28 protein-coding genes are annotated in these 25,255 nt (G+C 65.8%); 13 read left to right on the top strand and 15 right to left on the bottom strand.

Features of this window, described 5'->3' with window-relative positions; translation table 11 throughout:
- Positions 1 to 105 precede the first annotated feature (105 nt).
- The gene (locus tag E3U47_RS08655; RefSeq protein WP_167659455.1) at positions 106 to 702 is read right to left on the bottom strand and encodes a TetR/AcrR family transcriptional regulator; all 597 of its coding nucleotides are present in this window, start codon (positions 700 to 702) and stop codon (positions 106 to 108) included.
- Positions 703 to 707: 5 nt separating this feature from the next.
- The gene (locus E3U47_RS08650; RefSeq protein WP_134690793.1) at positions 708 to 1,919 is read right to left on the bottom strand and encodes a multidrug effflux MFS transporter; all 1,212 of its coding nucleotides are present in this window, start codon (positions 1,917 to 1,919) and stop codon (positions 708 to 710) included.
- A 279-nt stretch (positions 1,920 to 2,198) separates the two neighbouring features.
- On the opposite strand from E3U47_RS08650, the gene E3U47_RS08645 reads away from it, so the two are divergent.
- The 8 genes from E3U47_RS08645 (at position 2,199) to E3U47_RS08620 (ending at position 8,071) form a co-directional block, all read left to right on the top strand.
- Positions 2,199 to 2,390: a general stress protein gene (locus tag E3U47_RS08645; RefSeq protein ID WP_134690791.1), complete on the top strand. Its 192-nt coding sequence runs from the start codon at positions 2,199 to 2,201 to the stop codon at positions 2,388 to 2,390.
- A 58-nt stretch (positions 2,391 to 2,448) separates the two neighbouring features.
- On the top strand, positions 2,449 to 2,622 hold the full coding sequence (locus E3U47_RS24940; RefSeq protein WP_167659454.1) for a hypothetical protein: 174 nt from the start codon (positions 2,449 to 2,451) through the stop codon (positions 2,620 to 2,622).
- Positions 2,623 to 2,636: 14 nt separating this feature from the next.
- A complete protein-coding gene (locus E3U47_RS08640; RefSeq protein WP_134690789.1) occupies positions 2,637 to 3,953 on the top strand; it encodes an iron-containing redox enzyme family protein in 1,317 nt (438 codons plus the stop codon).
- Positions 3,953 to 4,906 (top strand): class I SAM-dependent methyltransferase, encoded by a 954-nt coding sequence (locus tag E3U47_RS08635; RefSeq protein WP_134690787.1) that lies wholly within the window; start codon positions 3,953 to 3,955, stop codon positions 4,904 to 4,906. Before E3U47_RS08640 ends, E3U47_RS08635 begins: the two co-directional genes overlap by 1 nt.
- A 7-nt stretch (positions 4,907 to 4,913) precedes the next feature.
- Positions 4,914 to 6,014 (top strand): carboxylate-amine ligase, encoded by a 1,101-nt coding sequence (locus E3U47_RS08630; protein ID WP_134690786.1) that lies wholly within the window; start codon positions 4,914 to 4,916, stop codon positions 6,012 to 6,014.
- A gap of 97 nt (positions 6,015 to 6,111) precedes the next feature.
- Positions 6,112 to 7,017, top strand: coding sequence for an SDR family oxidoreductase (locus tag E3U47_RS08625; protein WP_134690784.1), 906 nt, complete (start codon positions 6,112 to 6,114; stop codon positions 7,015 to 7,017).
- 82 nt (positions 7,018 to 7,099) lie between these two features.
- Complete coding sequence (locus E3U47_RS25320; RefSeq protein ID WP_306106427.1) at positions 7,100 to 7,237, top strand: PSPA7_2676 family Cys-rich small protein; 138 nt, start codon at positions 7,100 to 7,102, stop codon at positions 7,235 to 7,237.
- A 9-nt stretch (positions 7,238 to 7,246) separates the two neighbouring features.
- Positions 7,247 to 8,071: a Ku protein gene (locus E3U47_RS08620; RefSeq protein ID WP_134690783.1), complete on the top strand. Its 825-nt coding sequence runs from the start codon at positions 7,247 to 7,249 to the stop codon at positions 8,069 to 8,071.
- Between the two features lie 144 nt (positions 8,072 to 8,215).
- On the opposite strand, the gene E3U47_RS08615 is transcribed toward E3U47_RS08620, so the two are convergent.
- The 6 genes from E3U47_RS08615 to ligD are packed head-to-tail and all read right to left on the bottom strand — an operon-like array spanning position 8,216 to position 13,992.
- The gene (locus tag E3U47_RS08615) at positions 8,216 to 8,878 is read right to left on the bottom strand and encodes a glycosyltransferase family 2 protein (RefSeq protein ID WP_134690811.1); all 663 of its coding nucleotides are present in this window, start codon (positions 8,876 to 8,878) and stop codon (positions 8,216 to 8,218) included.
- Positions 8,875 to 9,474, bottom strand: a complete 600-nt coding sequence (locus E3U47_RS08610; protein WP_134690782.1) for a bifunctional 2-polyprenyl-6-hydroxyphenol methylase/3-demethylubiquinol 3-O-methyltransferase UbiG — start codon at positions 9,472 to 9,474, stop codon at positions 8,875 to 8,877. Before E3U47_RS08610 ends, E3U47_RS08615 begins: the two co-directional genes overlap by 4 nt.
- A 12-nt stretch (positions 9,475 to 9,486) precedes the next feature.
- The gene (locus E3U47_RS08605) at positions 9,487 to 10,242 is read right to left on the bottom strand and encodes a PIG-L deacetylase family protein (RefSeq protein ID WP_134690781.1); all 756 of its coding nucleotides are present in this window, start codon (positions 10,240 to 10,242) and stop codon (positions 9,487 to 9,489) included.
- Entirely contained in the window at positions 10,239 to 11,282 is a 1,044-nt protein-coding gene (locus E3U47_RS08600) for an acyl-CoA dehydrogenase family protein (RefSeq protein ID WP_134690778.1), read from the bottom strand. The genes E3U47_RS08605 and E3U47_RS08600 overlap by 4 nt, the downstream gene beginning before the upstream one ends.
- On the bottom strand, positions 11,279 to 11,527 hold the full coding sequence (locus E3U47_RS08595) for a hypothetical protein (RefSeq protein ID WP_134690776.1): 249 nt from the start codon (positions 11,525 to 11,527) through the stop codon (positions 11,279 to 11,281). Before E3U47_RS08595 ends, E3U47_RS08600 begins: the two co-directional genes overlap by 4 nt.
- Positions 11,527 to 13,992 (bottom strand): DNA ligase D, encoded by a 2,466-nt coding sequence (gene ligD / locus E3U47_RS08590; RefSeq protein WP_134690775.1) that lies wholly within the window; start codon positions 13,990 to 13,992, stop codon positions 11,527 to 11,529. The genes E3U47_RS08595 and ligD overlap by 1 nt, the downstream gene beginning before the upstream one ends.
- 174 nt (positions 13,993 to 14,166) lie before the next feature.
- Between ligD and E3U47_RS08585 the strand changes: the two genes are divergently transcribed.
- Together E3U47_RS08585 and E3U47_RS08580 are read left to right on the top strand one after the other, a co-directional pair.
- Entirely contained in the window at positions 14,167 to 14,628 is a 462-nt protein-coding gene (locus tag E3U47_RS08585) for a phosphotransferase system, HPr-related protein (RefSeq protein ID WP_134690773.1), read from the top strand.
- Complete coding sequence (locus tag E3U47_RS08580; RefSeq protein ID WP_134690771.1) at positions 14,628 to 14,858, top strand: metallothionein; 231 nt, start codon at positions 14,628 to 14,630, stop codon at positions 14,856 to 14,858. Before E3U47_RS08585 ends, E3U47_RS08580 begins: the two co-directional genes overlap by 1 nt.
- A gap of 78 nt (positions 14,859 to 14,936) precedes the next feature.
- Here E3U47_RS08580 and E3U47_RS08575 read toward each other — a convergent pair whose 3' ends face one another.
- The 6 genes from E3U47_RS08575 to E3U47_RS08550 are packed head-to-tail and all read right to left on the bottom strand — an operon-like array spanning position 14,937 to position 19,615.
- A complete protein-coding gene (locus E3U47_RS08575) occupies positions 14,937 to 15,311 on the bottom strand; it encodes a Rho termination factor N-terminal domain-containing protein (RefSeq protein ID WP_134690769.1) in 375 nt (124 codons plus the stop codon).
- Positions 15,312 to 15,328: 17 nt separating this feature from the next.
- The gene (locus E3U47_RS08570) at positions 15,329 to 15,757 is read right to left on the bottom strand and encodes a hypothetical protein (RefSeq protein WP_134690767.1); all 429 of its coding nucleotides are present in this window, start codon (positions 15,755 to 15,757) and stop codon (positions 15,329 to 15,331) included.
- A 12-nt stretch (positions 15,758 to 15,769) separates the two neighbouring features.
- On the bottom strand, positions 15,770 to 16,729 hold the full coding sequence (locus E3U47_RS08565) for a lysylphosphatidylglycerol synthase domain-containing protein (RefSeq protein WP_134690765.1): 960 nt from the start codon (positions 16,727 to 16,729) through the stop codon (positions 15,770 to 15,772).
- Complete coding sequence (gene clsB, locus E3U47_RS08560) at positions 16,729 to 17,931, bottom strand: cardiolipin synthase ClsB (RefSeq protein ID WP_134690763.1); 1,203 nt, start codon at positions 17,929 to 17,931, stop codon at positions 16,729 to 16,731. Before clsB ends, E3U47_RS08565 begins: the two co-directional genes overlap by 1 nt.
- Positions 17,928 to 18,701 carry an endonuclease/exonuclease/phosphatase family protein gene (locus tag E3U47_RS08555; RefSeq protein WP_134690761.1) on the bottom strand — a complete coding sequence of 258 codons (774 nt, stop codon included), beginning with the start codon at positions 18,699 to 18,701 and terminating at the stop codon, positions 17,928 to 17,930. The genes clsB and E3U47_RS08555 overlap by 4 nt, the downstream gene beginning before the upstream one ends.
- A complete protein-coding gene (locus E3U47_RS08550) occupies positions 18,698 to 19,615 on the bottom strand; it encodes a DUF72 domain-containing protein (protein ID WP_134690759.1) in 918 nt (305 codons plus the stop codon). Before E3U47_RS08550 ends, E3U47_RS08555 begins: the two co-directional genes overlap by 4 nt.
- 160 nt (positions 19,616 to 19,775) lie before the next feature.
- On the opposite strand from E3U47_RS08550, the gene E3U47_RS24935 reads away from it, so the two are divergent.
- Genes E3U47_RS24935 through E3U47_RS08540 form a run of 3 tightly spaced genes read left to right on the top strand, consistent with a single transcriptional unit; the run spans position 19,776 to position 20,868 of the window.
- On the top strand, positions 19,776 to 19,913 hold the full coding sequence (locus E3U47_RS24935; RefSeq protein ID WP_167659453.1) for a hypothetical protein: 138 nt from the start codon (positions 19,776 to 19,778) through the stop codon (positions 19,911 to 19,913).
- A gap of 11 nt (positions 19,914 to 19,924) precedes the next feature.
- Positions 19,925 to 20,302: a low affinity iron permease family protein gene (locus E3U47_RS08545; protein ID WP_134690757.1), complete on the top strand. Its 378-nt coding sequence runs from the start codon at positions 19,925 to 19,927 to the stop codon at positions 20,300 to 20,302.
- A gap of 14 nt (positions 20,303 to 20,316) precedes the next feature.
- On the top strand, positions 20,317 to 20,868 hold the full coding sequence (locus E3U47_RS08540; RefSeq protein ID WP_134690755.1) for an ATP-dependent Clp protease proteolytic subunit: 552 nt from the start codon (positions 20,317 to 20,319) through the stop codon (positions 20,866 to 20,868).
- 35 nt (positions 20,869 to 20,903) lie between these two features.
- Here the strand turns inward: E3U47_RS08540 and E3U47_RS08535 are convergent, their stop codons facing one another.
- The gene (locus E3U47_RS08535) at positions 20,904 to 25,022 is read right to left on the bottom strand and encodes a CheR family methyltransferase (RefSeq protein ID WP_134690753.1); all 4,119 of its coding nucleotides are present in this window, start codon (positions 25,020 to 25,022) and stop codon (positions 20,904 to 20,906) included.
- Between the last annotated feature and the right edge of the window lie 233 nt (positions 25,023 to 25,255).

Here is a 25,255-nt window from a genome sequence, read left to right as displayed (position 1 = left end):
TGGGGTTGGCGCTAGCCTCTTGATCGGCAACGGCAACGGCAACGGCAACGGCAACGGCAACGGCAACGGCAACGGCAACGACATCGACCTGGCTGCCGCCGCCAATCACCGACTCGCCATCTGCAATGAATCGTCGAGAATCTTCAACAAGGACGCCGCCCGCCGGGCAAACACCGCTGGATTCGCGTACAGCAATTCCACATGCAGGCTGTCGATGATCCCCAGGTAGGCATCCCCATAAAGTTCCAGCTTGTTGCCATCACTGCGCGCCCAGCCATGACGTTCGCGCAGAGCCTGGCAGAAGCCCTGGCGAACTTGCTCCAGGTAAGCCTCGAAGCCCCCCGTGACCACCGCACGTATCGACACCGGCGGCAAGAACGCCGTGCGCAACACAAACCGCAAATTAGCCGAGCCAGCATAACGCTCGGCCAAATGCAGCGGATGCCAGTGCCCCGGCGCCTCGCGAGCCGCCGATTCCTGGCTGAAACCCGACTCGACATAGGCCGTTTCCGCCGCCAACGCCCGCTCGAACGCGCACACGAACAAGGCGTCCTTGTTGGCGAAATGGGCATACAGCGAAGCCTTGCGCATCCCCGCCAACGCCGCGATCTCGTTCAGCGACGAGCCGTCGTAGCCATGCTCGGCGAAATGCTCCACCGCGTGATCGCAGACACGGGCGGCAGAAGGGGTCAGGGCTTTCAAGGCGGTCACTCCGGGTTGGCACTGCAGGACGAGGCGCTGATTGTGTTGGCCTGGGCCGCGCGGGTCAAACCCACGATCAGCAACGCCGCCGCCGCCAGCAACCAGGCCCAGGCTTGCGGGCCGAGGGTCGCCAGGTGACCGGCAAGGGGCGTCGCGCTCGAGGCGATCACCAGTTGCAAGGCACCGAGCAACGCCGCGGTGGAGCCGACATCACGCTGCTGCGAGGACATCGCCAAAGCCATCAGCGTGGCTTCGCAGATGCCCAAGCCGAACAGCGCCAGCACCACACCAGCGAGCAGCAGCGGCAAGCCAGCGCCGCTGATCCCGGCCAGCACCATCAGCACGGCGCCAGCGCCCATGCACAGCGCGCCACGCCAGGCCACCCGTGCCACGCCGTGCGCCACTACCCAGCGTCCGGACAACGCCGCGCCGAGCAAAATGGCCGCGCCACAGGTGCCGAACAGCAAGCCGAAGTGCGCGCTGGATAGCCCGAAATGCTCCTGGTAAACGTATGCAGAGCCGGCAATGTAGGCGAACAGGAAGAAAAACACTGCCGACAGCGCCAGGGCCGGACGCAGGAATGCGCCGTCGACACCGATGCGTGCGTAGGTGCGCAGGACAGTGCCCGGCGCCAGGCGCACCCGCGCGCGCTCTGGCAGGGTTTCGCCAAGGCTGAGCAGCGAGTTGGCCAGGGTCAACAGGCCCAGGCCCGCCAGCACCAGCATGATCGCCCGCCAACCATAGGCGGCATCCACCAGGCCACCCACCGCCGGAGCGAGAATCGGCGCCAGGCCCTCGATGGTCATCAGCAGGGCGAAGATCTGCGCGGCGCGGGTGCCGTCGGCGACATCGCGGACCATGCTCATGATCACCACCAAGGTCAAGGCACTGGCCAGGCCCTGGACCAGACGCGCCATCAGCAGGGCCTGCAGCGAGTCGGCCGCAGCGGCGGCGAAAGACGCCAGGGCGAACACCAGCAACCCCGCGAGCAGCGGCCGGCGACGCCCCAGGGCATCCACCAATGGGCCGAACAGCAACTGGCCAGCCCCCATGGCCAGCAGGAATACCGTCAGGGTCAGTTGCACCTGGGGATAGCCAGTGCCGAAGTCGCGGGCCATTTCCGGCAGGCTGGCCAGGTACATGTCGACGGCCGAGGGGCCAAGGGCGCCGATCAGGGCGAGGGAGGCGGCGAAGCGCAGGTTGCAGGTGCTGGGCATGACGGGTGTATCCACAAGGAAAAAAAGAAACCTACCGACCGGTAGGTTGTGAACAGGTTAGCCAGGTCGGCCTCGGGGGTCAATACGGCTCTGCTGGACGGCGGCGAACAACTCGCGCCCTTGCAGCTGCTTGCGCGCCAAATGCACCCCCTTCGCTTGTTTAGCGCCACCGGTCCGACGGCCTGGGAAAAAACCGAATCAGCCGCGGTTGCCCGCACTCCCAATTTTGTACGGCGCTGCCGTGCATTCATTCCCCAAGCCACACGAGGTTTTGCAACCATGGCCAACAGAGACAGCAACATGACCGGCCGTCAGGACAGCAACAAGACCGGCAGCCAGGGTGGAACGAAGAACCCCGGCAACTTTGCCAATGACCGCGAGAAAGCCTCCGAAGCCGGCCGCAAGGGCGGGCAGAGTTCCGGCGGTGGCAACCGCCAGAGCGAGTCCGGTCGCAAGGGCGGACGGGCGTAAGTGAGGGCACGCAGTGCCAGGTGCCCTGGCACTGCGCACACCTGCAAAGGAGAACCCCATGCGCATTCCCCCCGTGCTCTGCCTGCTGGCCAGCCTGACCCTGCTCGGTGGTTGCTTCGACCGCGACAACGACCACCCAGCCAAGGACGCCGACCCGAGCAAGCCGTCGCTGCAGATGCAGCAACCCGACACTTCCAGCCCAGCTCCCGAAACCAAGCCGCAGCAACCCTGAGCGAGGTACCTGGCATGAAGGTGATGGCCAGCAAGGGTGCAAGCACTGCGTCCAATGCCTTGCAACGACGCTATCGGGCGCTGCTGGCAGGGCGCTGCGGGCTAGCCTGGCTCGACCGCCAGTTGAGCCACGTCCAGGCGCTGCCCGACGACCTGCCCGACGATCCGCGGCACTTGCCTGGATGGGCCCTGGCCAACGTCAGTGCGGTGGCCGAGGCACACGCCGATTATCTGCGGCAACGCCGGGAGGGCCGGCCCCGGCGCTACTTCGCCAACCGTGCCCAGGCCCTTTGGTTCCTGCAGCAAGTGGCCCCGACCAAGGCGGTCGACGGTGCCTGGCTGCACGGCACCCTGCGCCACTGGCGTGACCCGCGTTACCACGGGCTGATCGGCACCTTTCTCGAGGAACTGGGCAATGGCGACCCGCGGTGCAACCATGTGTTGATCTATCAGCGCCTGCTCAGCCGCCTCGGCTGTCTGCAAGGCCCGCCGCTCAAGCCCGAACGCTACCTGCAGGGAGCCCTGCAGTTGGCCCTGGGCCAGCAGTGCGAGCAGCGCTTGCCCGAAGTGATCGGCTACAACCTCGGCTACGAACAACCGCCATTGCACTTGCTGATCACCACCCACGAACTGGCTGAGTTGGGCATCGATGCCCATTACTTCCAGTTGCACGTGACCATCGACAACGCCGCCAGCGGCCATGCCTGCCGCGCCCTGGAAAGCCTGCGCCTGTTGCAGCCCAGGAGCGCTGGCGAGGCGTTCTACCAACGGCTCAGGCAAGGTTATCGGCTCAACGGCCTGGGCATCGACACGCCTTCGTTGATCGCCACCTTCGACCTTGAGCACGAACTGCTGGGCGCATTGGAGCGCAAGCGGGTGTATGGCCAGTTCATGCATTCAGACCGTTGCCGCCTGCAGGGACGCACGATCAACCAATGGCTCGCCGAGCCGGAAGCGATGGGTGCCTTTCTCGATGCCTTGCAGGCCCAGGGTTGGGTCGAGCGTGATCGCAATCCGCGGCAGAGCCGGTTCTGGGCGCTCATCGACGGGCCGACGGCAGCCATGTTCGGGGTTTTCAGCCCCTACGAGAAACAACTGTGGCACGACTGGATCGCCGGTAGCTGGCAAGGCGCCAATGTCCGCCGGGTGATACCAGGCCAATGGGAACAGGACCTGGCGTTGGAACCTGCAGCGCCCTGCGCGCCGCAAGCATCGACAATCGACGGGCTGATCGCCGCCATGGCCGGCAACCGCCATGCCGAGCCCTCGGGTCTGCGCGCCACCCGCGACTACATCCGCGCCACCGGCCTTGCCAACGGAGGATCCTGCTGATGCTGCTCGACCAGACCCAGGCCCGCGCCGACCAGGCCTTGCTGCAATTGGGCCGGCGCCTACGCGCCGATGGCTACCACTTCACCTGCGTGAGCCCGGCGACCCAGGCCCGGGTCAACGCCCGCCCTGCGGCGCAACGGGCGGGCAACCTGCGCGAGGTGTTCGGCTGGAGCCGGCCGTTTGCAGGCGCGCTGATCAGTGCCGATGAGCTGGAGCAACTGCTGACGGCAGGCGTACTGGTGGCGCAGGGCGAGCTGCTGCGCAGCATGGTGCGCTGGTCGAGCCTGGATGACTTGCTGCTACTGCACTCGGCCTGGCCCACCGAACGCCGCGACGCGGTGTTCTTCGGCCCGGACAGCTACCGCTTCGCCCAGGTCATCCGCGATCACCTGCAACATTGTCCCCGGCGCGTGCAGCATGCCGTGGACATTGGCTGCGGCGCCGGTGTCGGCGCGCTGTTGATCGCCCGCGCGGCGCCCCATGCCCAGGTCAGCGCGGTGGACATCAACCCTCTGGCCCTGCGCTATACCGCAATCAATGCAGCGCTGGCGGGTGTGGCCAACGTCTCGGTGGAACCCAGCGACCTGCTCGACGGCATCAGTGGCCACTTCGACCTGATCGTCGCCAACCCGCCGTACATGCTCGACGCTGCCCGGCGCACCTACCGGCATGGCGGCGGTGCGCTGGGCGCGGAACTGTCGCTGCGCATCGTCGAACAGGCCTGCGAGCGCCTGGCCCCTGGTGGTACCTTGCTGTTGTACAGCGGCGTGGCCATGGTCGAAGGCCATGATGCGCTGCTCGAGGCGATCCGCCTGCGCCTGGCGGGGCCTACGTTCAGCTGGCACTACCGCGAGCTCGACCCAGACGTGTTCGGCGAACAACTGCTCGAGCCCGGCTACGAGCACGTCGAACGCATCGCCGCGGTGGCCCTGACCGTTACCCGCAAGGCGTGATGCGGCCATGGGCCGTCCCTGCAGCTTCGGCATCGAGCAAGAGTACCTGCTGGTCGACGCGGCCAGTGGCCGGGTGCTGGCCAAGCCATCGGCGAAGGTGGAGCGGCGCTGTCGGCAGGTCCTCGGTGGCCACTTCGCTGAAGAAATGTTCCGTTGCCAGGTCGAGCTGGTCTCTCCAGTGTTCGACACCTTGCACCAGGCCCACGGCTTCCTCGCCGAGCGTCGCCAGCAGCTGGATGAGGCCTTGAGCGCGTTGGGCGTTGGTCTGTATGGCGCGGCCAGCCATCCCAGCGCGCAGTGGTTGCGCCAGCAGCCACGCGATACGGCGCACTACCGAGAACTGTTCGACGACTATCGCCTGGTGGCCCGGCGTAGCCTGCTCAACGGCCTGCATGTGCATGTCGGCGTGCCGCCCGGCATCGACCGCATGCAGGTGATCAACCGCGTGCTGTACTGGCTGCCGCTGCTTTTGTTGCTGAGCACCTCGTCGCCGTTGTGGGGCGGGCAGGTCAGCGGCTACATGAGTTACCGGCGGGTGATCTGTGGCGAGTGGCCGCACATGGGCCTGCCTGAGCCCCTGGTCGACTGGAGCGCTTACCAACGCTACCGGGCGCTGCTGCAGCGCACCGGAACGCTGGCCGAAGACGGCGACTTCTGGTGGGCGATACGCCCGTCGCGGCGCTTTCCCACGGTGGAACTGCGCATCTGTGATGGCTGCCCGCGGCTGGCGGATGCCCTGGCCATCGCCGGGTTGTTCCGGCACCTGGTCGAACAGTGCCTCCGGCCAGCGGCCGAGCCGCTGCAAGGCAGTCGCGAGTGGCGCTGGGTCACCCAGGAAAACTACTGGCGGGCCATGCGTGATGGCCGCCACGGCAGCTTCATTGGCCTGCACCAGCAGTTGCCGGTGACCGCCGAGGGCTGGCTGGCGCAGCTGCTGGCACAGCATCCACTCGACAGCATCGATGCCGAGCGTGCGGCGTTGCACGCCCGGCGGATACTGCGCGAGGGCACCAGCGCCGATCGCCAGCTCGAGGCCTTGGCGCAGGGGCCGGGGGCGGTCGTGCGGCAGGTGCTGGATGACCATCTGTCGCTGAGCGCGCCAGGCTGAACAAACCATCGGACCTAGGTTGTTCTCGAACTCAGTAGGGCGCTAGCGCGGGGTCAACCCGCCCACAGGGCCCGCCCATTTACCAAGGAGTCGGCCCATGTCCAGCAAGCCGCAAGACCAATACAGCCTGCAAAATCCCCTGACCCAGTATCCCCATCCGCCATTTCCTGCCCAGGGCCAGGCCGCTCCCGGCCTGGACGCCAACATGCAACCCAAGCCCGACCATGGCGAAAGCACTTACCAAGGTTTTGGCCGCCTTGCGCGGCGCCGCGCCTTGATCACCGGCGCCGACTCAGGCATTGGCCGCGCGGTGGCTATCGCCTTCGCCCGGGAAGGCGCTGATATCGCCCTGAACTACCTGCCCACCGAGGAGCGCGACGCCCGCGAAGTGGTGCAACTGATCGAAGCCGAAGGCCGCAAGGCCCTGCCGCTGCCGGGCGATCTGAAGGACCCACGGTTCTGCCGCCAGCTGGTGGATCAGGCCCATGAACAGCTCGGCGGCCTGGATATCCTGGTCAACGTCGCCGGCAAGCAGGAGGCGCGCAAGGACATTGGCCAGATCAGCCACGAGCAGTTCGACCACACCCTCAAGACCAACGTCTATGCGTTGTTCTGGCTATGCCAGGCGGCGGTGCCGCTAATGCCAGCGGGGGCGACCATCATCAACACCGCATCGATCCAGTCGTATCAACCGTCGGCGACCTTGCTCGACTATGCCACCACCAAGGCGGCAATCGTCGCCTTCACCAAGGCCTTGGCCAAGCAGGTGATCGAGCGCGGCATCCGGGTCAACGCCGTGGCGCCGGGGCCGATCTGGACCGTGCTGCAGCCCAGCGGCGGCCAACCGCCAGAGAAAATTCCCGATTTCGGTGGCCACACGCCGATGAAGCGCCCAGGCCAACCGGCCGAATGCGCGCCGCTGTACGTGCTGCTGGCCAGCCAGGAATCGAGCTATATCACTGGCGAAGTGTTTGGCGTCACCGGCGGCAACCCGCTGCCGTAGGGCAATTGCGACTAAACCTTCAGGACGCCGCGCAGTCAGTTGCAGTAAGGGCCCGACTTTGCCAGGGCCAGGGAGGTGGCTGATGAAGCTGGTCTGCCTGCTGCGAGGCTGCCAATGGCGCAGCCTGCGCATCGATGAGGTTGCTGGGCTGCATTGCCAGTGTTGTGAACGTTGTGGCGCGTTGCGCTACAGCCAGCCCGGCCAACCGTCGGGCGCATAGGAGCCGACCATGGCCAGGGCTATCTGGAAAGGCGCGATCAGCTTCGGCCTCGTGCATATCCCCGTCTCCCTCAACACTGCCGTGCGCAGCGAGCGCATCGACTTCGACTGGCTCGACAAGCGCAGCATGGAGCCGGTGGGCTACAAGCGCGTGAACAAGGTCACCGGCAAGGAGATCGACAAGGAGCATGTCGTCAAAGGCGTGGAGTATGAGAAAGGCCGCTACGTGTTGATCAGCGAAGAGGAGATCCGCAAGGCCCGGCCCGAAGCGACCCAAACCATAGATATCTTTTCCTTCGTTGAGGCCGGGGAAATTCCCTTGCAGCAGTTCGACACGCCGTATTACCTGAGCCCGGACCGCCGCGGTGGCAAGGTGTATGCCTTGCTTCGCGAAACGCTGCAAAGCACCGGCAAAGTGGCGCTGGCAACCGTGGTGCTACATACCCGCCAGCATCTGGCGCTGCTGCGCCCGCTGGATGATGCGCTGGTGATGATCACCCTGCGCTGGCCTGAGGAAGTGCGCGGCCTGGAAACACTGGAACTGGACAAGAGCGTCACCGACAGCAAGCCCGACAAGCGCGAGCTGGCCATGGCCAGGAAGCTGGTCGAGGACATGAGCGGGCCGTGGACGCCGGATGACTATCACGATGCGTTCCGCCAGACCATCCTGGACCTGGTCGAGGAAAAGGCCAGCAAAGGCAAGATCGAGACGGTGGAAAAAGGCGAGGGCATGGCGGCGCAGAAAGGCGCGGACATCCTCGACCTCACCGAACTGCTCAAGCGCAGCCTGAGTGGTAAAAAGCCCTCCAGCAAACGACCGCGCAAGGCATCCTGAGCCTTGCAGGAGAACCGAACAGGCAACGCGGTGGCTGGCACTGGCTGCGCCGGTGTTCGCCGGCAAGCCGGCTCCTACACCGATAGCGGCCGGCAATACCTGTAGGAGCCAGCCTTGCTGGCGAACCGGGCGACGCGGTGGCATTCATGGCAGTTGCCCTTGCAACCCGCTCAGGTAATCCCCGAACCCTTGCCGCGCTCGGCTATCCGCGCGGCTGCTGGTGGCCACGCTGTGCTGGGCGGTCCAGACGATCTGCGCGCCATTGGCCTCGAGCGCAAGCACCAATTGCACATCTTCGTGGGCGGGCAGCGGCTGGAACCCGCCGACCCGTTGATATGCCTTGGCGCAAACCCCGAGATTGGCCCCGTGGATATGCCGGTGCCCCTCCCGTGCCTGGTAACGCTCCTGGTACAGCCGGCGCAACGCGGCGCTGTGCCAGGGTTGCCAGCGCTCGACATGCACCGTGCCGCACACCGCATCGGCCCGCCATTGCAGCTGCGACAGCAGCCAGTGGCGAGGCACACGGCTGTCGGCGTCGGTGAAGGCCAACCACTGCGCGCCGCGTTCGAGCATCAACGCCGCACCAGCACGGCGGGCGATGCCGACATTGCCTGCGCTCAGTTCCAGGATGCGCACGCCATGGCGCTGGGCGATGGCCAGGCTGGAATCGCTGCAACGGTCGAGCACCACCAGGATGTCCACCTGCAAGCCGGTCAACGCTGCTTGTGCGGCGGCCGCCTGAACCGCCTTGAGGCAATGCCCAAGGCGCCGCGCTTCGTTATGCGCGGGGATCACCACGGCGATCATGAGCACCTCTCGTCCAGGTCGACCACGCTGGGTTGGCACGACCAATATTCGAGCAGGAAGTCCGCTTCCTCATGGCGCAACAGCGGATATAGCGGCAGATGCCTGGCCAGTCGCGCATGCACCTGGCGGCCATCCTGCGGGCAACCGACGATCGGGTGGCGCCAGTGGCAGGCGAGCAGGCCGCCATCGCCGACCAGGCTGGCCACCGACTGTTCGATCACTTGCAGCCAGTCGGTGGGGTCGAGGTAATAGCCGATCTCGCTGAGCACGATCAGGTCGAACTGCCCTGCGGGCCAATCGCCAGGCAGACGGGCCTGCTCGACGCAGGCATGGCTGACCCCGGCCAGGCGCTGGCGCGCCAGGCCCACGGCGCGGGCATCGATGTCCTGGCACAACAGGCTGGCGCAGCGCTCGGCGAGTAGCGCGCTGAGCTCACCATTGGCGCAGGCCGGCTCGAACACCCGTGCATAGCATTGGCGCGGCAGGCTGGCCAGCAACAGCTCGCGCTTGCGCCGTTCGTACCAGCGGCTACGGAACGCCCAGGGATCGTCATCGTTGGCGTACAGGTCGGCAAAATATTGCGCGTCGAGGCTCATGGCGACTCCCTTTTACAAGAACATCAGTTCGAAAGGTTGCAGCAGACACGCCTGCAAGCGCGATGGCAGGACCGGCGGGCGCTGGTCGTCGGCCTGCACCTGGCTGGCATGGCAGGCCAGGGCCTGGCGCTTGCGTGCCAGGTGGTTTTCGTCGAGCTGGATGCGCAGGGCTCGGGCCCAGGGCAGGCGCGGATCGTCCGGTCGCGCCCAGTGCCAGGCCCATACCGGCACTTCGGCCAGTTGCGCTCGGCGCGCCTGGGCCGCCTGGGCACAAGCGCGTCCTGCCGCTTCATGGTCGCAGTGACCATCGCCGCGCCAGGTGGTCAGCAGCAGGTCGTCGGGCTTGAGCAACTGGTTCAGATGGTTGGTCAGGAACGCCTCGTCGCGGGGCAGGGCGCCGTCCTTCAAGTGCAGGCGGCGCCAGTCCAGGCGGTTGAGGTCAAGCTCCAGTTGTTGCAGGGCGTGGCGGCTCTCCAGGGGGCGCTGGCGGCGCAGGCGATGTTCGGTCCAATGCGCGGAGCCGGGGTGGCTGCTTTCGCCGTCAGTGGCGGAGATCAGTAGCAGGTCCTGTTCACGCCCGGCAAAGCCTGCCAGCAGGCCGCCGGCCATCAGGACTTCATCGTCCGGGTGCGGTGCCACTAGCACCAGGCGCCTGCCCGGTGGGCACAGTTGCTCGGGCCTGAGCCAGCGGGCCCGGGCCAGGCGCGCGCTATGCTGCCAGGCGCACCAAGGGGTACCTTGGCTGGCCTGAATCAGGTTCTCGCTCATAGCTGCCAGGCCCCCGCGGGCACTGCGGTCACTTGCCGCCCCAGTTCGGCCAGGTCGCGCTCGGCATGGCTCTGGCGCAGGAACACCGGCAGGTCGGCGCTGAGCCGCGCGAAATGGCTGTCGCGGCAAAACGGCGTGGCGCCCAACGCCCGGCCGACATGGCGAATGACCTGCTCCACCGCCTGCTCCACCTGGGCGCGGGTGCGACGCACCTCGAAGCTGGCATCGGCCCGTGGCTGGCGGTCTATCCAACTGGCACATTCGCGCAGCGCGGCGCGGGCTCCGTACAAGGCACCGTCCACGGCGCCGAGGTGGGCATCGGCGTGCACGTCCACGCGCGGCTTGCGGCAATGTTCGCGCAGGTAGTCGGCCAGCGCCTCGGCGGCGCCATACCAGCAGGCGGCGATGCCGGCGCCACCGTGCCAGAACCCTGGCCGCGACACATACTGGCCCGTAGCGCCCACGGCCACGCCGGGTGAGTCGTCGAACTCGACGGTCACGCTGGCGGTGGTGCCCATGCCCACTGCTTGCCAGTCATTGGCCTGGATCCGCTGGCTGGGATCGGACAACTCGATGGCCACCAACTGCGATTGCTCCTGGGTATCCCAGGCGGTGATCAATGCCCGGTCGATCTGCATGGCGCCGGAACACCAGGCCTTGCGCCCTTGCAGGCGCACCTGCGCGCCTTCGCGGCCAACGATCCGTGCCCGGGCGTCCGCTGGTTCGGCCGCCCACATGCCCCAGATGCCGTCTGCCGCCAGGTGCGCGGCGCCACATTCGGCGAGGATCGCCAAGGCGTCGGTATGGCCTTCGTAGAGCTTGGCCAGGGTCAGGTCGCAACCGGCGATGCGCGCCAGGGTCTGCCAGCGCTCGAGGGTATGGCCCTGGCCGGGCAAGGGCAGCAGGTCGAGATGATCGGCCTGCAATGCCTGCAACAGTTCTGGCAGGTGGTTATCGAGATCGAGCGCCCGCGGCCGCGTGCCGAAGCGCCGGAGCAGGCAGTCGAGATGGGTCAGATCGAAATCCTGGACGATGCTCATGGGCTCAGTTCCCCTTGGGTGTTCTTCTTCCAGCCACGCAGGTTCATGGCGCACAGGCAAAATTGCAGGACGATCAGGGCCCAGGCCTGTACCTGCCAGCCCCAGGCCACCCACAGCACATTGCTGCTGATGAAAAAGCAAAAGCCCACGCGGCGCCGGCGTGGTCGCCGCGAGCCAATGCACCAGGCCGCGGCCAGGGTCAGCAACATCGCCGGCCATTGCAGCAGCTCGAGCAGCAGCCCCATCAGGCCAGCCCCAGCTGCTTGCGCATGCTCATGGTGATCGACTGCCGGGTCGCGGCCATGTCGGCCCAGGGGTCGTCGACCTCAGCCAGTCGCTGGCGCAGGTTGCCGATGTTCCATTGGTTGGCGCTCTTGAGCTGGGGGAGTTCATCGCGCCAGATCGGCACCGAGACCGGCAGCCCTTCACGGGCGCGCAGGGAATAGGCGGCGACGGTAGCGGCGCCCTTGCCGTTGCGCAGGTAGTCGATGAAGATCCGCCCCACCCGGTTCTTCGGCCCCGACACCGCACTGAGACGGTCGGGGAACAGGCCAGCCATGTGCTCGACCAAGGCATGGCTGAAATCTTTCACTTCGTCCCAGCCGGCGCGGCGAGTCAGTGGCACCACCAGGTGCATGCCCTTGCCGCCGCTGGTCTTGAGAAACACCTTCAGGCCCAGTTCATCGAGCAAGGTCAGGGTCAGCTGGGTGGCCTCGCGCATGGCCTTCCACGGCAGCGCAGGGTCGGGGTCAAGATCCAGGACGAAACGGTCGGGGCGCTCGAAGTCCTTGTCGGTGGCATTCCAGGTGTGCAGTTCGAGCATGTTCATCTGCACCGCGCCCAGCAGGCTGTCGGCACGGTTGAGCACCATGGCCGCCTGGCCGGCCTGGGCCTTGGTGTAGCTGACAACCTGGGGAATATGCAGCTGCCCGGCGTTCTTCTGGAAGAACAGCTCGCCGCCCAGGCCATCCGGCGCCCGCACCAGGGCCACCGGCCGGTGCTTGAGCTGCGGCAACAGCCAGTCGGCCACCTGGGCATAGTATTCGGCCACTTGCCGCTTGGTGGCGCTGCAGGTGGCGTCGATGACCCGCTCGGGGTGGGTCAGGCGCAGGCCGCCCAACTCGTCGGGCTGCGCCTTGACGGCTTGCTTGGCTGGCATGGCGCGCTCCAGGTCGATGGCGGTGGCGGGTTTGTCGTCGCGCAGGCCGTGGAACACCGAATGGCGCACGATGCCTTCACGGGTCATCTGCGCATAGGCCACTTCGGCCAGCAGCTGCGGTTCGAGCCAGTGCACGCCGCGGGCTTCGGCGCCGACAGGGGGCTTGGGCAAAGCCGGCTTGCTGATTTCCAGGGGTTTCAAGCGTGCGTGCAGGGTGTCCAGGGTCGTGGCGCTGAAGCCGGTGCCCACCTTGCCGGCATAACGCAGTTGGCCGCTGTCGGGGTCATGCAGGGCCAGCAGCAGAGCGCCGAACCCAGTCCGGCTACCTTTGGGGTCAGTGAAACCGACGATCACGAACTCCTGGCGCTGCTTGCACTTGAGCTTGATCCAGTCGCTGCTGCGCCGACCTGTGTAGGGGCTGCCCTCGCGTTTGCCGATCAGCCCTTCGAGGCCCAGTCGACAGGCGCTGTCGAGCAGCGAGTCGATCGGCTGCCCGAAGGCTTCGGAAAACTTCAGCCGTGCGCTGGCGTTGTGTTCGAGCAAACGCTCCAGGGCCCGGCGCCTATCGTGCAGTGGCAATGGGCTAAGATCTCGGCCGCCAAGGTAGGGCAGGTCGAACAGATAGTAGGTGATCTGGTCGTCATGTTCGGTGTCGAAGGCGTTCTGCAAGGCCTGGAAATCCGCCACGCCGTTGCGGTCGACCACCACCATTTCACCGTCCAGCCACGCCGAGTCCAGGCCCAGCGCCTGCAGCGCCGCGACTTGCTGCGGCATCTTCGCGCTCCAGTCATGGCCATTGCGGGTAAACAGCCGCACCTGGCCCGCGGCGATTCGCGCCATGATCCGATAGCCATCGAACTTGACCTCGTAGCACCAATCACCGCTGGGCGGCGAATCCACCAAGGTGGCCAGCTGCGGCTGCAGACGCTCGGGCAGATCCTGTGCTTGCGCGGTGTCGACGGGCTTTGCCGACTGCTTGGCGGCGCGCCGCGGCAACAGGGTGCGCTCGCTGAGCACACTGTCGGGCAGGGCATCGACAACACTGTAGTCAGCCTCGCTGCGCGCCTGCTCGTCGTTGGACTTGACCAGCATCCACTGCTCCTTCTTGCCCGCCAGGTGGGTGCGGAACAGGTTCCACACCCCCGCAAGCTTTTCGCCTTGCAGGCGAAAGCGCAGCTTGCCCTTGGCATAGGCTTCTTGCGGGTCGCCCTCGGGCTCCCAGATGCCCCGGTCCCAGACGATCACGTCACCGGCGCCGTAGTGACCCTCGGGGATATGGCCTTCGAAGTCGGCGTAGTCCAGCGGGTGATCCTCGACGTGCACCGCCAGCCGGCGCACCTTGGGGTCCAGTGATGGGCCCTTGGGAATGGCCCAGCTCTTCAGGGTGCCGTCGAGTTCCAGGCGAAAGTCGTAGTGCAGGTGGCTGGCATCGTGCTTCTGGATGCAGTACTGCAGGGCGTGGGCGCGGCGCGCGCGGTTGCGCTTGGCAGCCGGCTCCGGGGTGGCGTTGAAGTCGCGCTTGCGTTGGTACTCCTGCAGGGGCTTGGCCATGGCGGGCTCCGGACGGTTCGCGGGTCTTTTGCTTGGGAGGTGATGGGCTGGGGCAGAGTTCAAAAAAGCTGTGGCGATCCATGGGGGCATTGGCAACGAACGCGTGTGAAAACTCTGAATCATTTGCCGGCCAACGCAGTCGACCCCATGAGCCCCCACTGATGGAGATCTGCCATGGCCAGACCCAGCGACCCCAATACAACTGTCGAGATCGACGACACCGAGGACCGCATGGGAAGCGTTCGTGAACTGGATTTCAGCGAGCGGCGCGATGCGCGCCAGGGCCGGATCGGCGACGAGCGCCCAGCCCGCGAGCTAGCCCAGGACTACCCGCCACGGCGCATCGCCGAGGCTGGCATGAGCGGCGGTGAAGCGCTCAGCGACAGCGCCCACGAGGACAACGTCACCCTCGATGACTTGAGCCCCGACACCCTGTTCGACGAAAGCGGCGCCCGCGACCCACATGAGCCGGGTCTGGGCGGTCCGGCAGACAAGCATCTGCGTCACGTCGAGGCCGAGGAGATCGGCGGCGGTATCGGCCTGGACGAAGCCGAGCTAGCACGTTCCGCGCCGCTCGACGGGCAACCTTGGACGGATGAAGTGTCCAGCGAAGACGACGATGGGAGAAACCACTGATGAACGAGCAACGTTGTTCCTGCAACCACTGTTCCTGCACTGTTGATGCCAATGCCGTGGTCCAGGATGGCAAGGCTTATTGCTGCGAAGCCTGCGCCATGGGCCATCGCAATGGCGAACCGTGCCGCATGGCTGACTGCAAGTGCGGCGAAGCAACCCAGCCCAAGGAGCGCAATGTCGACAACGCGCTGGACGAAACCTTCCCGGCCAGCGACCCGATCTCACCTTGAAGGGCATCACCAGGCAGGCCCGCTCCCAGCAACGCTGACTGGCTTTGCTGGGAGCGAGCGGGCCCGGCGACAACCCGATCAGGCCTTGCGTAGCGCCTCGATCAATTCATCCTTGCGCATGCGCGAACGCCCGACGATCGCCTGCTTGCGCGCGCGGTCCATCAACTGGGCCTTGGTCATGTCCTCCAGGCGCTGGCCTGGTCGGGCCACCCCTTGCTTGGTGGCCACCGCGCGGCGCGCCGAAGAGGCGCGCGACCGGGCTTTGGCGGCGGGGCTTTTCGCCTGACCCGAACCGCCCTTGCGCTCGCCACCGCCGGACTGCTTGTTGACCGTGGCCCAGGCCCGCGCCTCGGCTTGGTCCTTGGGCACGCCTTTGCTTTCGTAGCTGTCCTCGATATGTTCGGCCTTGCGTTTCTGTTTGTCGGTGTACTTGTCTTTGTCTCCACGGGGCATGGTGGTTCTCCTTGCGTTCAGTGGGTCTGCCAGATGCCGTCGTTGCGTTCGCAATCGCTGCGCGCCTGGCCCAGGCTCGGAGTGTCGTAGTAGTAGGTGATGATCCGCGCCTGCTTGGGTACGGCGGGGCGCGTGCTTGGCTCGTCACGGCCGGCCGCGTCGGGATTGGCCAGGGTTTCCTGGGTCAACGGCGCGATGCAACTGCCGATGCTGCCGTCGGCGCAGCGTTCTACCGGGCGCTTGCGGCTGTTGAGCATTGCCTTGCTTTGGTTGCTGCAGGACCAGGCAATCGCTTCGGCGGGCATGTTGCTGAAGCTATAACAAGTATGCCCCTGCACTGGCTTGACCGATTCGCTGGAAGACTGGGTGACGACGTCGCAGCCGGCGGCTTGTACCTGGCCACAGGCCAGGCCGGCGAGCAGGCTGAACAGCAGGATCGTTCGCATGACAGATCTCCTTTAGCGCGTGTCTGGCGCAGCGCTTGTCTGTTGGCGCAGAGCCTTGGCGCGTTTTTCCAGGATCAGGTAGGTGATCACCGCCAGCAGCAACGGGATCAGGTAGTACAACGTGCGATAGCCCAACAGCGCCGCGACCAGGCTGCCTTGCCCGAGTTGGCCATGCAGCAGGGCCAGGAACACCGCTTCCAGCACACCCAGCCCAGCGGGAATATGGGCGACCACGCCGGCCACGCAACTGATCAACAACACACCGAGCACCGACGGATAGGCCAGCTCGGCCGGCAGCAGTAGGTGGATCAGTGCCGCCATCAATGCCCAATTGCTCGCGCCCAATGCCACCTGGCACAGCGCCAGGCGTAACGCGGGCAGGGTGATCGGGTGGCCACGCAAGTGCCAGGTACGGCGCCTGGCGAATGCGCAAGCCAACAGGTAAGCCACAACCACGGCGATCATCAGCCCGCCGACCAGGCGCAGGCCGCCAGCGCCCAGCGCCCAGTTGGCCGGTAATTTGACCTGGCCCAGGGCGAACACCGTGCCGGCCAGCAGCATGTAGCCCATCCAGTTGGTCAACAGGCCCAAGGTGAGGATGCGGGTAATGGTCGGGGTATCCAGGCCCAGGCGGCTGTACAGCCGATAGCGCAGGGCGACACCGCCGACCCAGGTGGTGAAGTTTAGGTTGAATGCGTAGCACACGAACGCCACTGGCAGCACCTGGCGCGCCGGCAAGCGGTGCCCGGTGTAGGCCCGCGCCAGCAAGTCGTAGCTGGCAAACACCAGGTAGCTGCACAGGGCCAGCAGCAGGCCCAGGGCCAGGGTGGCGGGCTGGTAGGCCAGCAGCGACTGGCGCACTTCCTGCCAATCCAGGTTGCGCGCCAGCAGAAACAGCAGGGTCGGCACCAGCACGATGAACAGCAGGGTCAGCAGGCGTTTTCCCCAGACCTGCCACGGTTTGCCTGCCATCAGCTGTTGCCTCCGTGGTAGTTGGCCGCCGTCTCGTCCTCAGGGCGCAGCGCGGTGAGGCGCTGGCGGTGGGCCGGGAACCAGCCGGCAATGCGCGGGAAGTAGCGGGTGATGTGAAACCCCAGGAAGATCAGCGGCGCGCGCCACCAGTAGCCGCGCACCATGCGCTCGAGCGTCACGACCTTGCACTGCTTGGCGGCCAGCTCGCTGAGGTGTTGGTACAATCCTTGGTTGAAGGCCCGGTCGCGAATTAGCAGATTGGCTTCCAGGTTTAACGACAGGCTCAGCGGATCGAGGTTGCTCGAGCCAACCGTGGCCCAGTCGTCGTCCACCAGCGCCACCTTGCCGTGTAGCGGGCGTTGGCAGTACTCGTGGATACGCACGTTGTCGCGCAGCAGGTAGTTGTAGAGCAGGCGCGACAGTGCCCGCACCCAGCGCATGTCGGGTTGGCCCTGAAGAATCAGGGTCACCTCGATCCCGCGCCGGGCGGCATTGCGCAGCTCGCGCAGCAGGCGGTACCCGGGGAAGAAGTAGGCATTGGCCACGACGATACGCGCGCGGGCCTGGCGAAAGGCCTGCAAGTAGTGCTGCTCGATGTCGTTGCGGTGGCGCTGGTTGTCACGCTCGACCAACAGCGCGCTGCAGCTACCGCTGGCGCCGGTGCTGGGGTTGACCTGACTGGGCGTGCGCAACACCGCCGCCAGCAGCCGGCAACTGCTGGCATGCACCTGGGCCACCACGGGGCCTGTGACCTCGACGGCATAGTCCTGCTTGGCCTGTGGGCCGAAGTCGGCGAGGTGATCGGCGCTGTAGTTGATGCCACCAATGAAGGCCCGCTGGCCGTCGATCACCAGGATCTTGCGGTGCAGGCGGCGGAACAGGTTGGTGCGCATGCCGGCCAGGCGCGGCTTGGGATCGAAGGCATGGACGTGCACCCCAGCCTCGGTCATCGACGAGACGAAGGCATCGTCCAGGTCGGCCGTGCCATAGCCGTCCACCGCCACTTCCACCCGCACGCCTCGGCGGGCGGCGTCGATTAGCGCCTGGCGCAACGGCTGGCCGACCTTGTCGTCGTAGATGATGAAGGTTTCCAGGAGGATTTCCTTCCGGGCCTGGGCCATGGCGGCGAACACGCGCGGATAATATTGCTCGCCGTTGATCAGCAACTCGACCTGGTTGCCGTCCAGCCATTGCCCGTTCATAGCGTCACCTGCGCCACCAAGGGCGCATGGTCGGACAGGTGCGACCAGGGGTATTTGGCTAGCACCCCGGCGCTACGGGCCCGGGCATTGCGCAGATAGATGCGGTCCAGGCGCAGCAGCGGCAAGCGCGCCGGGAAACTGCGCGCAGGTCGGCCGAAAGCCTCGACCAGACGCTCGGTCAGCACGGCATTTGCCTTCAGCCGCCAATCGTTGAAGTCGCCGGCGACGATCACCGGCGCATCCGGCGGCAACCTGTCGAGCAGCTGCAGCAACAACTCCACCTGGCGTTGCCGGTGCGCCTCGCGCAGACCCAGGTGCACGCAGATGGCGTGCACCTGGGTCTGCCCAGGCACCTCCAGGCGGCAATGCAGCAGGCCGCGCTGCTCGTTGCCTTGAATCGACACGTCGAGGTTGTCAAACGCGCTGATGGGAAACTTCGACAGCAAGGCGTTGCCATGGTCGCCATGGGGATAAACCGCGTTGCGCCCATAGGCGAACTGCGGCCACATGCTGTCGGCGAGGAACTCGTACTGCGGCGTCTGCGGCCAGGTCGGGTGCCGCTCGGCGTGCTGCTGGTGGCTGCCATGTACCTCCTGGAGGAACACCAGGTCGGCCCCGGTGGCCCGCACCGCTTCGCGCAGCTCGGGCAGGATGAAGCGCCGGTTGAACAGGGTGAAACCCTTGTGCACGTTCAGCGTCAGCACCGTCAGGCGGCGTACCGCGGTGATCTTGTCGATGATGCAGCTGGGGGCTGGCAAGGTGCGGTTCATAGTTGCACCTCTGGGGGCACGCCCGGCTCGGTAGCCAAGTCACCGTCCAGTCCCAGCTTGCCCAACAGGCGCCGGGCGTCGTAAGGGGCATGGACCTTCTGATCGTTGTCGAAATAGCAGTACACTGCGCGCGAGGTCCGCTTGGCCGGGGCGCGCGCAACGATCAGCTGCGCATCGTCGGGCTGGCCTCCCTGGTTCCAGGCCTGGATGCGCAAGCGCCAGCGGCGCAGCGCTTTGGCGGTGTAGCCGCTGCTGTAGAGCTCTACGTCGCCATGCAGACGCATGTAGATGAAGTCGGCGGTAACGTCCTCGACATACGGCCATTTTCCCGCGCTGTCGGCGACTACCAGCGCCACCTTGTGCTTGCGCAGTAGCTTGACGAAGGTGTCGCAGAGAAAGCTCGGGTGACGGATCTCCACGGCATGGCGCAGTCGAGCCTGACCGCCGATGGCGTTGCCGGCGTTACCCCGCAGGCGTTCAGCGCACTGTTCGGCGCAGGCGCGAGCGGCCCGCCGATCCTTGGGCAGGCGGGCGAGGAAGTCAGCGAAGCGCTGCTCATCGAACTTCATCGATGGCGGAAACTGCCAGAGAAAAGGCCCCAGCTTGGTGCCCAGCAATAGCGGCCCGGACGCGAAGAAGTTGGCCAGCGCCTCGTCGATGTCCCTGAGCCGCCGTACATGGGTTATGTAGCGCGGCGCCTTGACGGCGAAGACGAAGTCCTCCGGCGTCTGGTCATGCCATTGGCGATAGCGCTCGGGTGTTTGTAGCGCATAGAACGAACCATTGATCTCGATGCTGTTCACCGCCCGCGAGGCGAACGCCAGTTCGTCGTCCTGGCGCAGGCCCTTGGGGTAGAAGTCCTTGCGCCACGGGCCATAGCGCCAACCGGAAATACCAATGCGGATCTCGCTCACAGGGGCTCCCACTCGTTCGTGCACTTATCACTAGCGACCCTGGGCGCGCTTTGGCGGTTCAGCATTATTGACGAGTGGGGCGACGGACAACCTGGCGGAACTTTGCCTGGCGCCCATGCCTCCACCGGATGGCGGCTGCAAGAACTGGAGGAACGGCACAATGAACGAAAACACTGATTTCGATGAACTCAACGACCCACCGGACCGGCCTGCGCCGACGCCGCAAGACGAACCGGAAGTTCAGCCAAGCGACCCCGATATCGAAGGCCTGCCTGGTGAACAGCAACAACCTGGTTGAGGGCCTGGGCCATGAAATTCGAGCGTTTTGCCCAATGGCTGGCGAAGGTCAGCGGCCGTCCGCTGACCTTCGCCATCGCTCTGCTGTTGATCGTCACCTGGGCGGTCAGCGGCCCGCTGTTCGACTTCAACGACACCTGGCAGCTGGTGATCAATACCTCGACCACCATCATCACCTTCCTGATGGTGTTCCTGATCCAGAACACCCAGAACCGGGACAACGACGTGTTGCACATAAAGATCGACGAACTGCTGCGCACCACCAAACGCGCCCACAAGGCCCTGCTGGACCTTGAAGACATGGACCCGGCCAAGCTGCATGCCCTGCGCAAGCACTATCAGCAGATGGGCGAGCAGCAGGCTCCGGACCCAAGCGATGACCCCGACTGACCTGGGAGGACGGCATGGCCAGACATATCATTCACTACACCGGCCCGATCAACTCCGCCACCTGCGGCAACCTCATCAACACCTGTTCCCGGGCGTTGCAGCAAGGCGCCGAGCTGCTGCAGATCAACGTCGCCACCATGGGCGGCGAGTGCAGTTATGGGTTCACCCTGTACAACTACCTGCGTTCGCTGCCGGTGCCGGTGCATACCCATAACCTGGGTACCGTCGAGTCGATGGGCAACATCCTGTTCCTGGCTGGCAGCCAGCGGACGGCCTGCGCCTGCAGCAAGTTCCTGTTCCACCCTTTCCACTGGACCCTGCACGGCTCGGTTGACCATGCGCGGATGGCCGAGTACGCCATGAGCCTGGATTATGACCTGCGGCTGTATGCGCAGATTGTCGCCGAGCGCACCGCGGGCGCCGACCAGGTGCTGGATGTAGCGCGTTACCTGATGGCCTATCCGCGCATCCTCGGGCCCAAGGAAGCCCTGGCCAGCGGGATGATCCAGGCCATCGACGAAGTGCCGATCGCGGCGGATGCCTGCCAGTGGAGCGTGCATGCCTGAGGCTCGCCGGCAAACATCGGCGTAGCCGGTGCCGCTCAGTAGGGCACCGACCCGTTCAGGGCCTCTATCGCCTCGATTAGCTCGTCATAGCCAACCGGTTTGTTCAGGTGGCGGTCGAAGCCCGATTGCCGCGACTTGTACTGGTCGGCGCTGGCGCCATAGCCGGTCAGGGCGATGGCCGGGATATAGCGTAGGTGCTCCAGCGCGCGCAGCGCCTTGATCAGGGCATGGCCGTCCATGCCTGGCATGCCGATATCGGACAGGATGACGTCGTAACGTCCGGCGACGGCCGCCTCCAGCGCCGCGTGCGGGTCGCTGTGGGCCTCGACCTCGGCGCTTTCCATTTCCAGCAGTTGCTGCATGACCTCAAGGATTTCCACCGAGTCGTCCACCAGCAACACCCGCACGCCGCTCAGCCGCCCCTCGGCAGCTTCCGGGGCGGTGCCGGGCTGCGGCTGCTGCCGTGGGTCGCACAACGGCAGGCGTACGCTGAAGGTCGCGCCGCGTCCCAGCCCCTGGGAGTGGGCGCTCACCGTGCCACCGTGGGCCTTCACCAGTTGGCGCACCAGTGACAGGCCAATGCCCAGCCCGTCGCGGCTGTGGCTGGCGAGCTGGGGCGCGGCCTGGCTGAACAGGTCGAACACCGTTTCCAGGTTCTCATCGGTCAAGCCGACGCCCTGGTCGATCACATCCAGTTGCGCCTGGCTATCATGCCGGCTCAGCACCAGGCGGATCTCGCTGCCGGCGGGGCTGAACTTCAGCGCATTGTTCAACAGGTTCCAGATGATCTGCTCCAGTCGCGTGCCGTCACCTTCGATGTAAACCGGCGCGCCATCGGCGGGCAGGGCCAGGCGCACGCTGCAGTCGTGCTGCTCGTTGACCACCACCGCGTGTATGCCCTGCAGCACCAGGCTCAGGTCGAGCTGTTGGGTCTTGAGCTTGAGCTTGCCGGTGCGGATACGCGCGACATCGAGCAGGTCGTCGATGATCCGTGCCTGACTGGCGACCGCCTCGCAGATGGTCGCCACGGCCTTGCTGGCGGCACTGGCCCCCTTGACCGCCGGGACCCGGCGCAGGATCTCGGCGTTGAGCTGGATCAGGTTCAGCGGGTGCTTGAGCTCGTGGGACATGACGGCGAAGAACTCGTCCTTCATGTGGCTGCTGCTCTGGGACTCGGCCAACTGCTTGGTCTGCTCGTCGTGCAGGCGCTTGTGCCCGGTCAGGTCACGGGCGATCTTGACGTAGCCGCGCAGGCTGCTGCCCTTCAGGCGCGACACCTCGCCGCTGCAATAAAAGCGGCTGCCGTCCTTGCGCACGTGCCAGCGTTCGTCCTGGCCACGGCCATGCAGGCGTGCGGCGCGCAGCTCGCGTTCGGGCACACCATCGCCGCGGTCTTGTTCGGTGAAGATCAACTGGTAGTGCTGGCCAAGCACTTCGTCCTTGCCATAACCGAAAATCAGCGCGGCGCCGGTATTCCAGTCGATGATCAGGCCCTGTTCGTCGAGCAGGATGATGGCGAAATCGTGGGTGCTCTCGGCCACCAGGCGCATGCGCTCCTCGCCCTGGCGCAGGCGCTCTTCGGCGGCGCGGCTTTTGCTGATGTCGATGAAGGTCAGCACAGTGCCGTCGACATTGCGCTCGCTGGCCCGATACGGCAGCAGGCGGGCCAGGTACCAGTGCTGGTTGTCGCCGAGCACTTCGCGTTCGATGGTGGTCTCGCGCTCCACCACGGCCCGTGCGTCATCGGCCAGGCCTGGGTAATCGAGGCGGTGGGTGATGTCGAGCAGCGAGCGCCCGGTATCGACCGGCAGCATGCTGAAGATGTCGGTGGCACGCGGGGTGAACCAGCGGATATGCAGGTTGCGGTCGACGAATACGGTGGCGATGTCGGTGGAGGCGATCAGGTTGCTGAGGTAGTCGTTGACCTTGTCGGTTTCCTCGACTTTGGTCTTGAGCTCGTAGTTGACCGTCAATAACTCCTCGTTGATCGACTGCAACTCTTCCTTGCTGGTTTCCAGCTCTTCGCTGGCCGAGCGCAGTTCGGCGTTGATCGCCTGCATCTCTTCGTTGGACGCGGTCAGCTCCTGGCTGGAAAACTCCGATTGCTCGATGGTTTCCTGCAATTGCAGGCGGGTGCGATGCAGTTCGCGCTCCAGGTTGCCCAGCAACGTGCCCTCGGCCAGTTCGATAGCTGGCCCGACAGCGGTGGGTTGGTCCGCTTCGCAGGCCTGGAGCACCACCAGCAGGCACTCGCTGGCGCTGAGCTCGTCCTGGTGCGGCTGTACCAGGATGCGCACGTCGCTGCGCTGCTCATCGAGGTTGACGCTGATCGCCCGTGATGTCACCGCCTGGCCGCTGCCCTGGGCCTGCAACAAGGCGCTGCGTAGCGCTGGGCGCAGTGGCGCGAGCACCAGGTTGAGCAGGTTGTGGCTGAGCTCGCCGCCTGCATGCCGTAAAAAAGGCCCGACGCCCTCGCTCATGTGCAAGATATTACCGTCGGCATCGACGATCAGGCTGGGCGGCGACCGACGCGCCAAGGCGCGGTGATGAATTTCGGCGTAGGCCAGCCGGCGCCCGGCCCGTGCCTTGACGGGCGCCTGCGCCGCCGCTGGCAACGGGGCCTGGAGGCGCTCGGGATGACGGCTGCTGGACACCTCGCGGGCGCGGAAGATGCGGTTGCGTTTGTCCACCGCCACGAATAGCTCGGCGGCCAGGTCCGTCGATTCGGAACTGCCCAGGAACAGGTGGCCGCCGGGACGCAAGGCAAAATGGAACAGTCGCAGGATGTCCCGTTGTACTTCACGGTCCAGATAGATCAGCAGGTTGCGGCAGACGATCAGGTCGAGCTGGGAAAACGGCGGATCGGACAACAGGTTGTGCCGGGCGAACAGCACTTGCTCGCGAATCTCCTTGCGCACCCGGTAGTGCTGGTCTTGCTTGGCGAAGAACTGCCGCAGCCGTTGCGGTGAAACATCGGCTGCGATCGCCTCGGGGTACAGGCCAAGCCGGCCGATCGCCACCGCGCGCTCGTCAAGGTCGGTGGCGAAGATCTGCACCTGGGCGCTGCGCTGGGCCAGGGCCAGTTGCTCGGTGACCAGCATGGCCAGGCTGTAGGCTTCCTCGCCGGTGGAACTGCCGGCCGACCAGACGCGGATCTCATCGTCGCCATGATCATTGACCAGGCCTGGCATCACGTGACGCTGCAAGGCGTCGAACGCTTCGCGATCACGGAAGAAGTTGGTCACCCCGATCAGCATGTCGGCCAGCAATGCCCGCGCTTCCTCGGGGTGCGCCTGCAGAAAGTCGCGGTAGCCCGCCAGGTCGGTCTGTCCGGTGACATGCAGACGCCGTTCGAGACGGCGCAATACCGTGGCGCGCTTGTAATGGGCGAAGTCGTGGCCGGTGTTGCCATGCAGCAGGGCGAGGATTTCCTCCAGCAGCGGGTCGCTGACGGTGGGGTCGCCTTCGCGCTCACCCAACGCCGGCGGCAGGCTGTCGTCCTCGATGCGTGGCAGCTTGACCGCGCGCGCGGTGCGCCAGAGCGTCAGCAGGCGGGCGGGCATCTCGGCCACTGGCAGCAGCAGGTCGACCATCCCGGTGGCCAGCGCGGCCTGGGGCATGTCGGGGTACAGGGCATCCTCGGGGGTTTGCACCAAGGTCACGCCACCTTGTTCCTTGATCCGCGATAGCCCCACGGCGCCGTCGCTGCCGGTGCCTGAGAGTACCACGCAGAAGGCATGGTCCTTGTGCACGTCGGCCAGGTCGCGGAAAAACAGGTCGATGGCCACATGGTCGCCGCGGCTGCGGTTGGCGGGGCTGACCCGCAGGTATCCATCGTTGGTCGACAGCCGGTTGGCCGGGGCGATCACATAGACATGGTTGCGCTCGATCGGTACCGGTTCGGTGACCTGACGCACTGGCATCCGGGTAACCGCCTGGATGATGCGGTCGGCCTGGCTCTGGTGGTCCGGGGAAAGGTGCAGGACCACCACGAAGGCCATGCCGCTGTCTTGCACCATGTGCTGGAAGAAGGTGCGGATTGCCTCCAGCCCGCCCGCCGAGGCACCGATGCCGACCACTGGAAAATCCAGGTGGCTGGGGCTCAGCGCCGGGTTGTGCGGCGAGGCGAGGGTGGTTTTGCTGGACGACTTCATGGGCACGGGCCTTGTGCGAATCGGGAGATGGCCCTGCCGGGCACTGTGGGCGGATTATAGGCTGCGGATCGATTGGCAGACGAGCGGTCATGGGCCGTTCGACGACGGCTCCCACCGAACCGAGGGCCAATGGTTCGTGGTGCATGACTGTGACCCTTGGCAGAGGACAAAAGTGCGAACGCGGTTGCCCAGTGGTGGCATTTTTGATCGGGCTGCCTGCTGCCGCTCGTCCG

It is taken from the genome of Pseudomonas sp. RIT623, assembly GCF_004519305.1.
Taxonomy (GTDB): domain Bacteria; phylum Pseudomonadota; class Gammaproteobacteria; order Pseudomonadales; family Pseudomonadaceae; genus Aquipseudomonas.
This window is presented reverse-complemented; position numbering and strand designations above follow the sequence as displayed.

Bases quoted from the DNA above. Each gene is read 5' to 3' on its own strand.
- E3U47_RS08650 (WP_134690793.1), bottom strand. From the start codon at position 1,919: ATGCCCAGCACCTGCAACCTGCGCTTCGCCGCCTCCCTCGCCCTGATC.
- E3U47_RS08645 (WP_134690791.1), top strand. From the start codon at position 2,199: ATGGCCAACAGAGACAGCAACATGACCGGCCGTCAGGACAGCAACAAG.
- E3U47_RS24940 (WP_167659454.1), top strand. From the start codon at position 2,449: ATGCGCATTCCCCCCGTGCTCTGCCTGCTGGCCAGCCTGACCCTGCTC.
- E3U47_RS08640 (WP_134690789.1), top strand. From the start codon at position 2,637: ATGAAGGTGATGGCCAGCAAGGGTGCAAGCACTGCGTCCAATGCCTTG.
- E3U47_RS08635 (WP_134690787.1), top strand. From the start codon at position 3,953: ATGCTGCTCGACCAGACCCAGGCCCGCGCCGACCAGGCCTTGCTGCAA.
- E3U47_RS08630 (WP_134690786.1), top strand. From the start codon at position 4,914: ATGGGCCGTCCCTGCAGCTTCGGCATCGAGCAAGAGTACCTGCTGGTC.
- E3U47_RS08625 (WP_134690784.1), top strand. From the start codon at position 6,112: ATGTCCAGCAAGCCGCAAGACCAATACAGCCTGCAAAATCCCCTGACC.
- E3U47_RS25320 (WP_306106427.1), top strand. From the start codon at position 7,100: ATGAAGCTGGTCTGCCTGCTGCGAGGCTGCCAATGGCGCAGCCTGCGC.
- E3U47_RS08620 (WP_134690783.1), top strand. From the start codon at position 7,247: ATGGCCAGGGCTATCTGGAAAGGCGCGATCAGCTTCGGCCTCGTGCAT.
- E3U47_RS08615 (WP_134690811.1), bottom strand. From the start codon at position 8,878: ATGATCGCCGTGGTGATCCCCGCGCATAACGAAGCGCGGCGCCTTGGG.
- E3U47_RS08610 (WP_134690782.1), bottom strand. From the start codon at position 9,474: ATGAGCCTCGACGCGCAATATTTTGCCGACCTGTACGCCAACGATGAC.
- E3U47_RS08605 (WP_134690781.1), bottom strand. From the start codon at position 10,242: ATGAGCGAGAACCTGATTCAGGCCAGCCAAGGTACCCCTTGGTGCGCC.
- E3U47_RS08600 (WP_134690778.1), bottom strand. From the start codon at position 11,282: ATGAGCATCGTCCAGGATTTCGATCTGACCCATCTCGACTGCCTGCTC.
- E3U47_RS08595 (WP_134690776.1), bottom strand. From the start codon at position 11,527: ATGGGGCTGCTGCTCGAGCTGCTGCAATGGCCGGCGATGTTGCTGACC.
- ligD (WP_134690775.1), bottom strand. From the start codon at position 13,992: ATGGCCAAGCCCCTGCAGGAGTACCAACGCAAGCGCGACTTCAACGCC.
- E3U47_RS08585 (WP_134690773.1), top strand. From the start codon at position 14,167: ATGGCCAGACCCAGCGACCCCAATACAACTGTCGAGATCGACGACACC.
- E3U47_RS08580 (WP_134690771.1), top strand. From the start codon at position 14,628: ATGAACGAGCAACGTTGTTCCTGCAACCACTGTTCCTGCACTGTTGAT.
- E3U47_RS08575 (WP_134690769.1), bottom strand. From the start codon at position 15,311: ATGCCCCGTGGAGACAAAGACAAGTACACCGACAAACAGAAACGCAAG.
- E3U47_RS08570 (WP_134690767.1), bottom strand. From the start codon at position 15,757: ATGCGAACGATCCTGCTGTTCAGCCTGCTCGCCGGCCTGGCCTGTGGC.
- E3U47_RS08565 (WP_134690765.1), bottom strand. From the start codon at position 16,729: ATGGCAGGCAAACCGTGGCAGGTCTGGGGAAAACGCCTGCTGACCCTG.
- clsB (WP_134690763.1), bottom strand. From the start codon at position 17,931: ATGAACGGGCAATGGCTGGACGGCAACCAGGTCGAGTTGCTGATCAAC.
- E3U47_RS08555 (WP_134690761.1), bottom strand. From the start codon at position 18,701: ATGAACCGCACCTTGCCAGCCCCCAGCTGCATCATCGACAAGATCACC.
- E3U47_RS24935 (WP_167659453.1), top strand. From the start codon at position 19,776: ATGAACGAAAACACTGATTTCGATGAACTCAACGACCCACCGGACCGG.
- E3U47_RS08545 (WP_134690757.1), top strand. From the start codon at position 19,925: ATGAAATTCGAGCGTTTTGCCCAATGGCTGGCGAAGGTCAGCGGCCGT.
- E3U47_RS08540 (WP_134690755.1), top strand. From the start codon at position 20,317: ATGGCCAGACATATCATTCACTACACCGGCCCGATCAACTCCGCCACC.
- E3U47_RS08535 (WP_134690753.1), bottom strand. From the start codon at position 25,022: ATGAAGTCGTCCAGCAAAACCACCCTCGCCTCGCCGCACAACCCGGCG.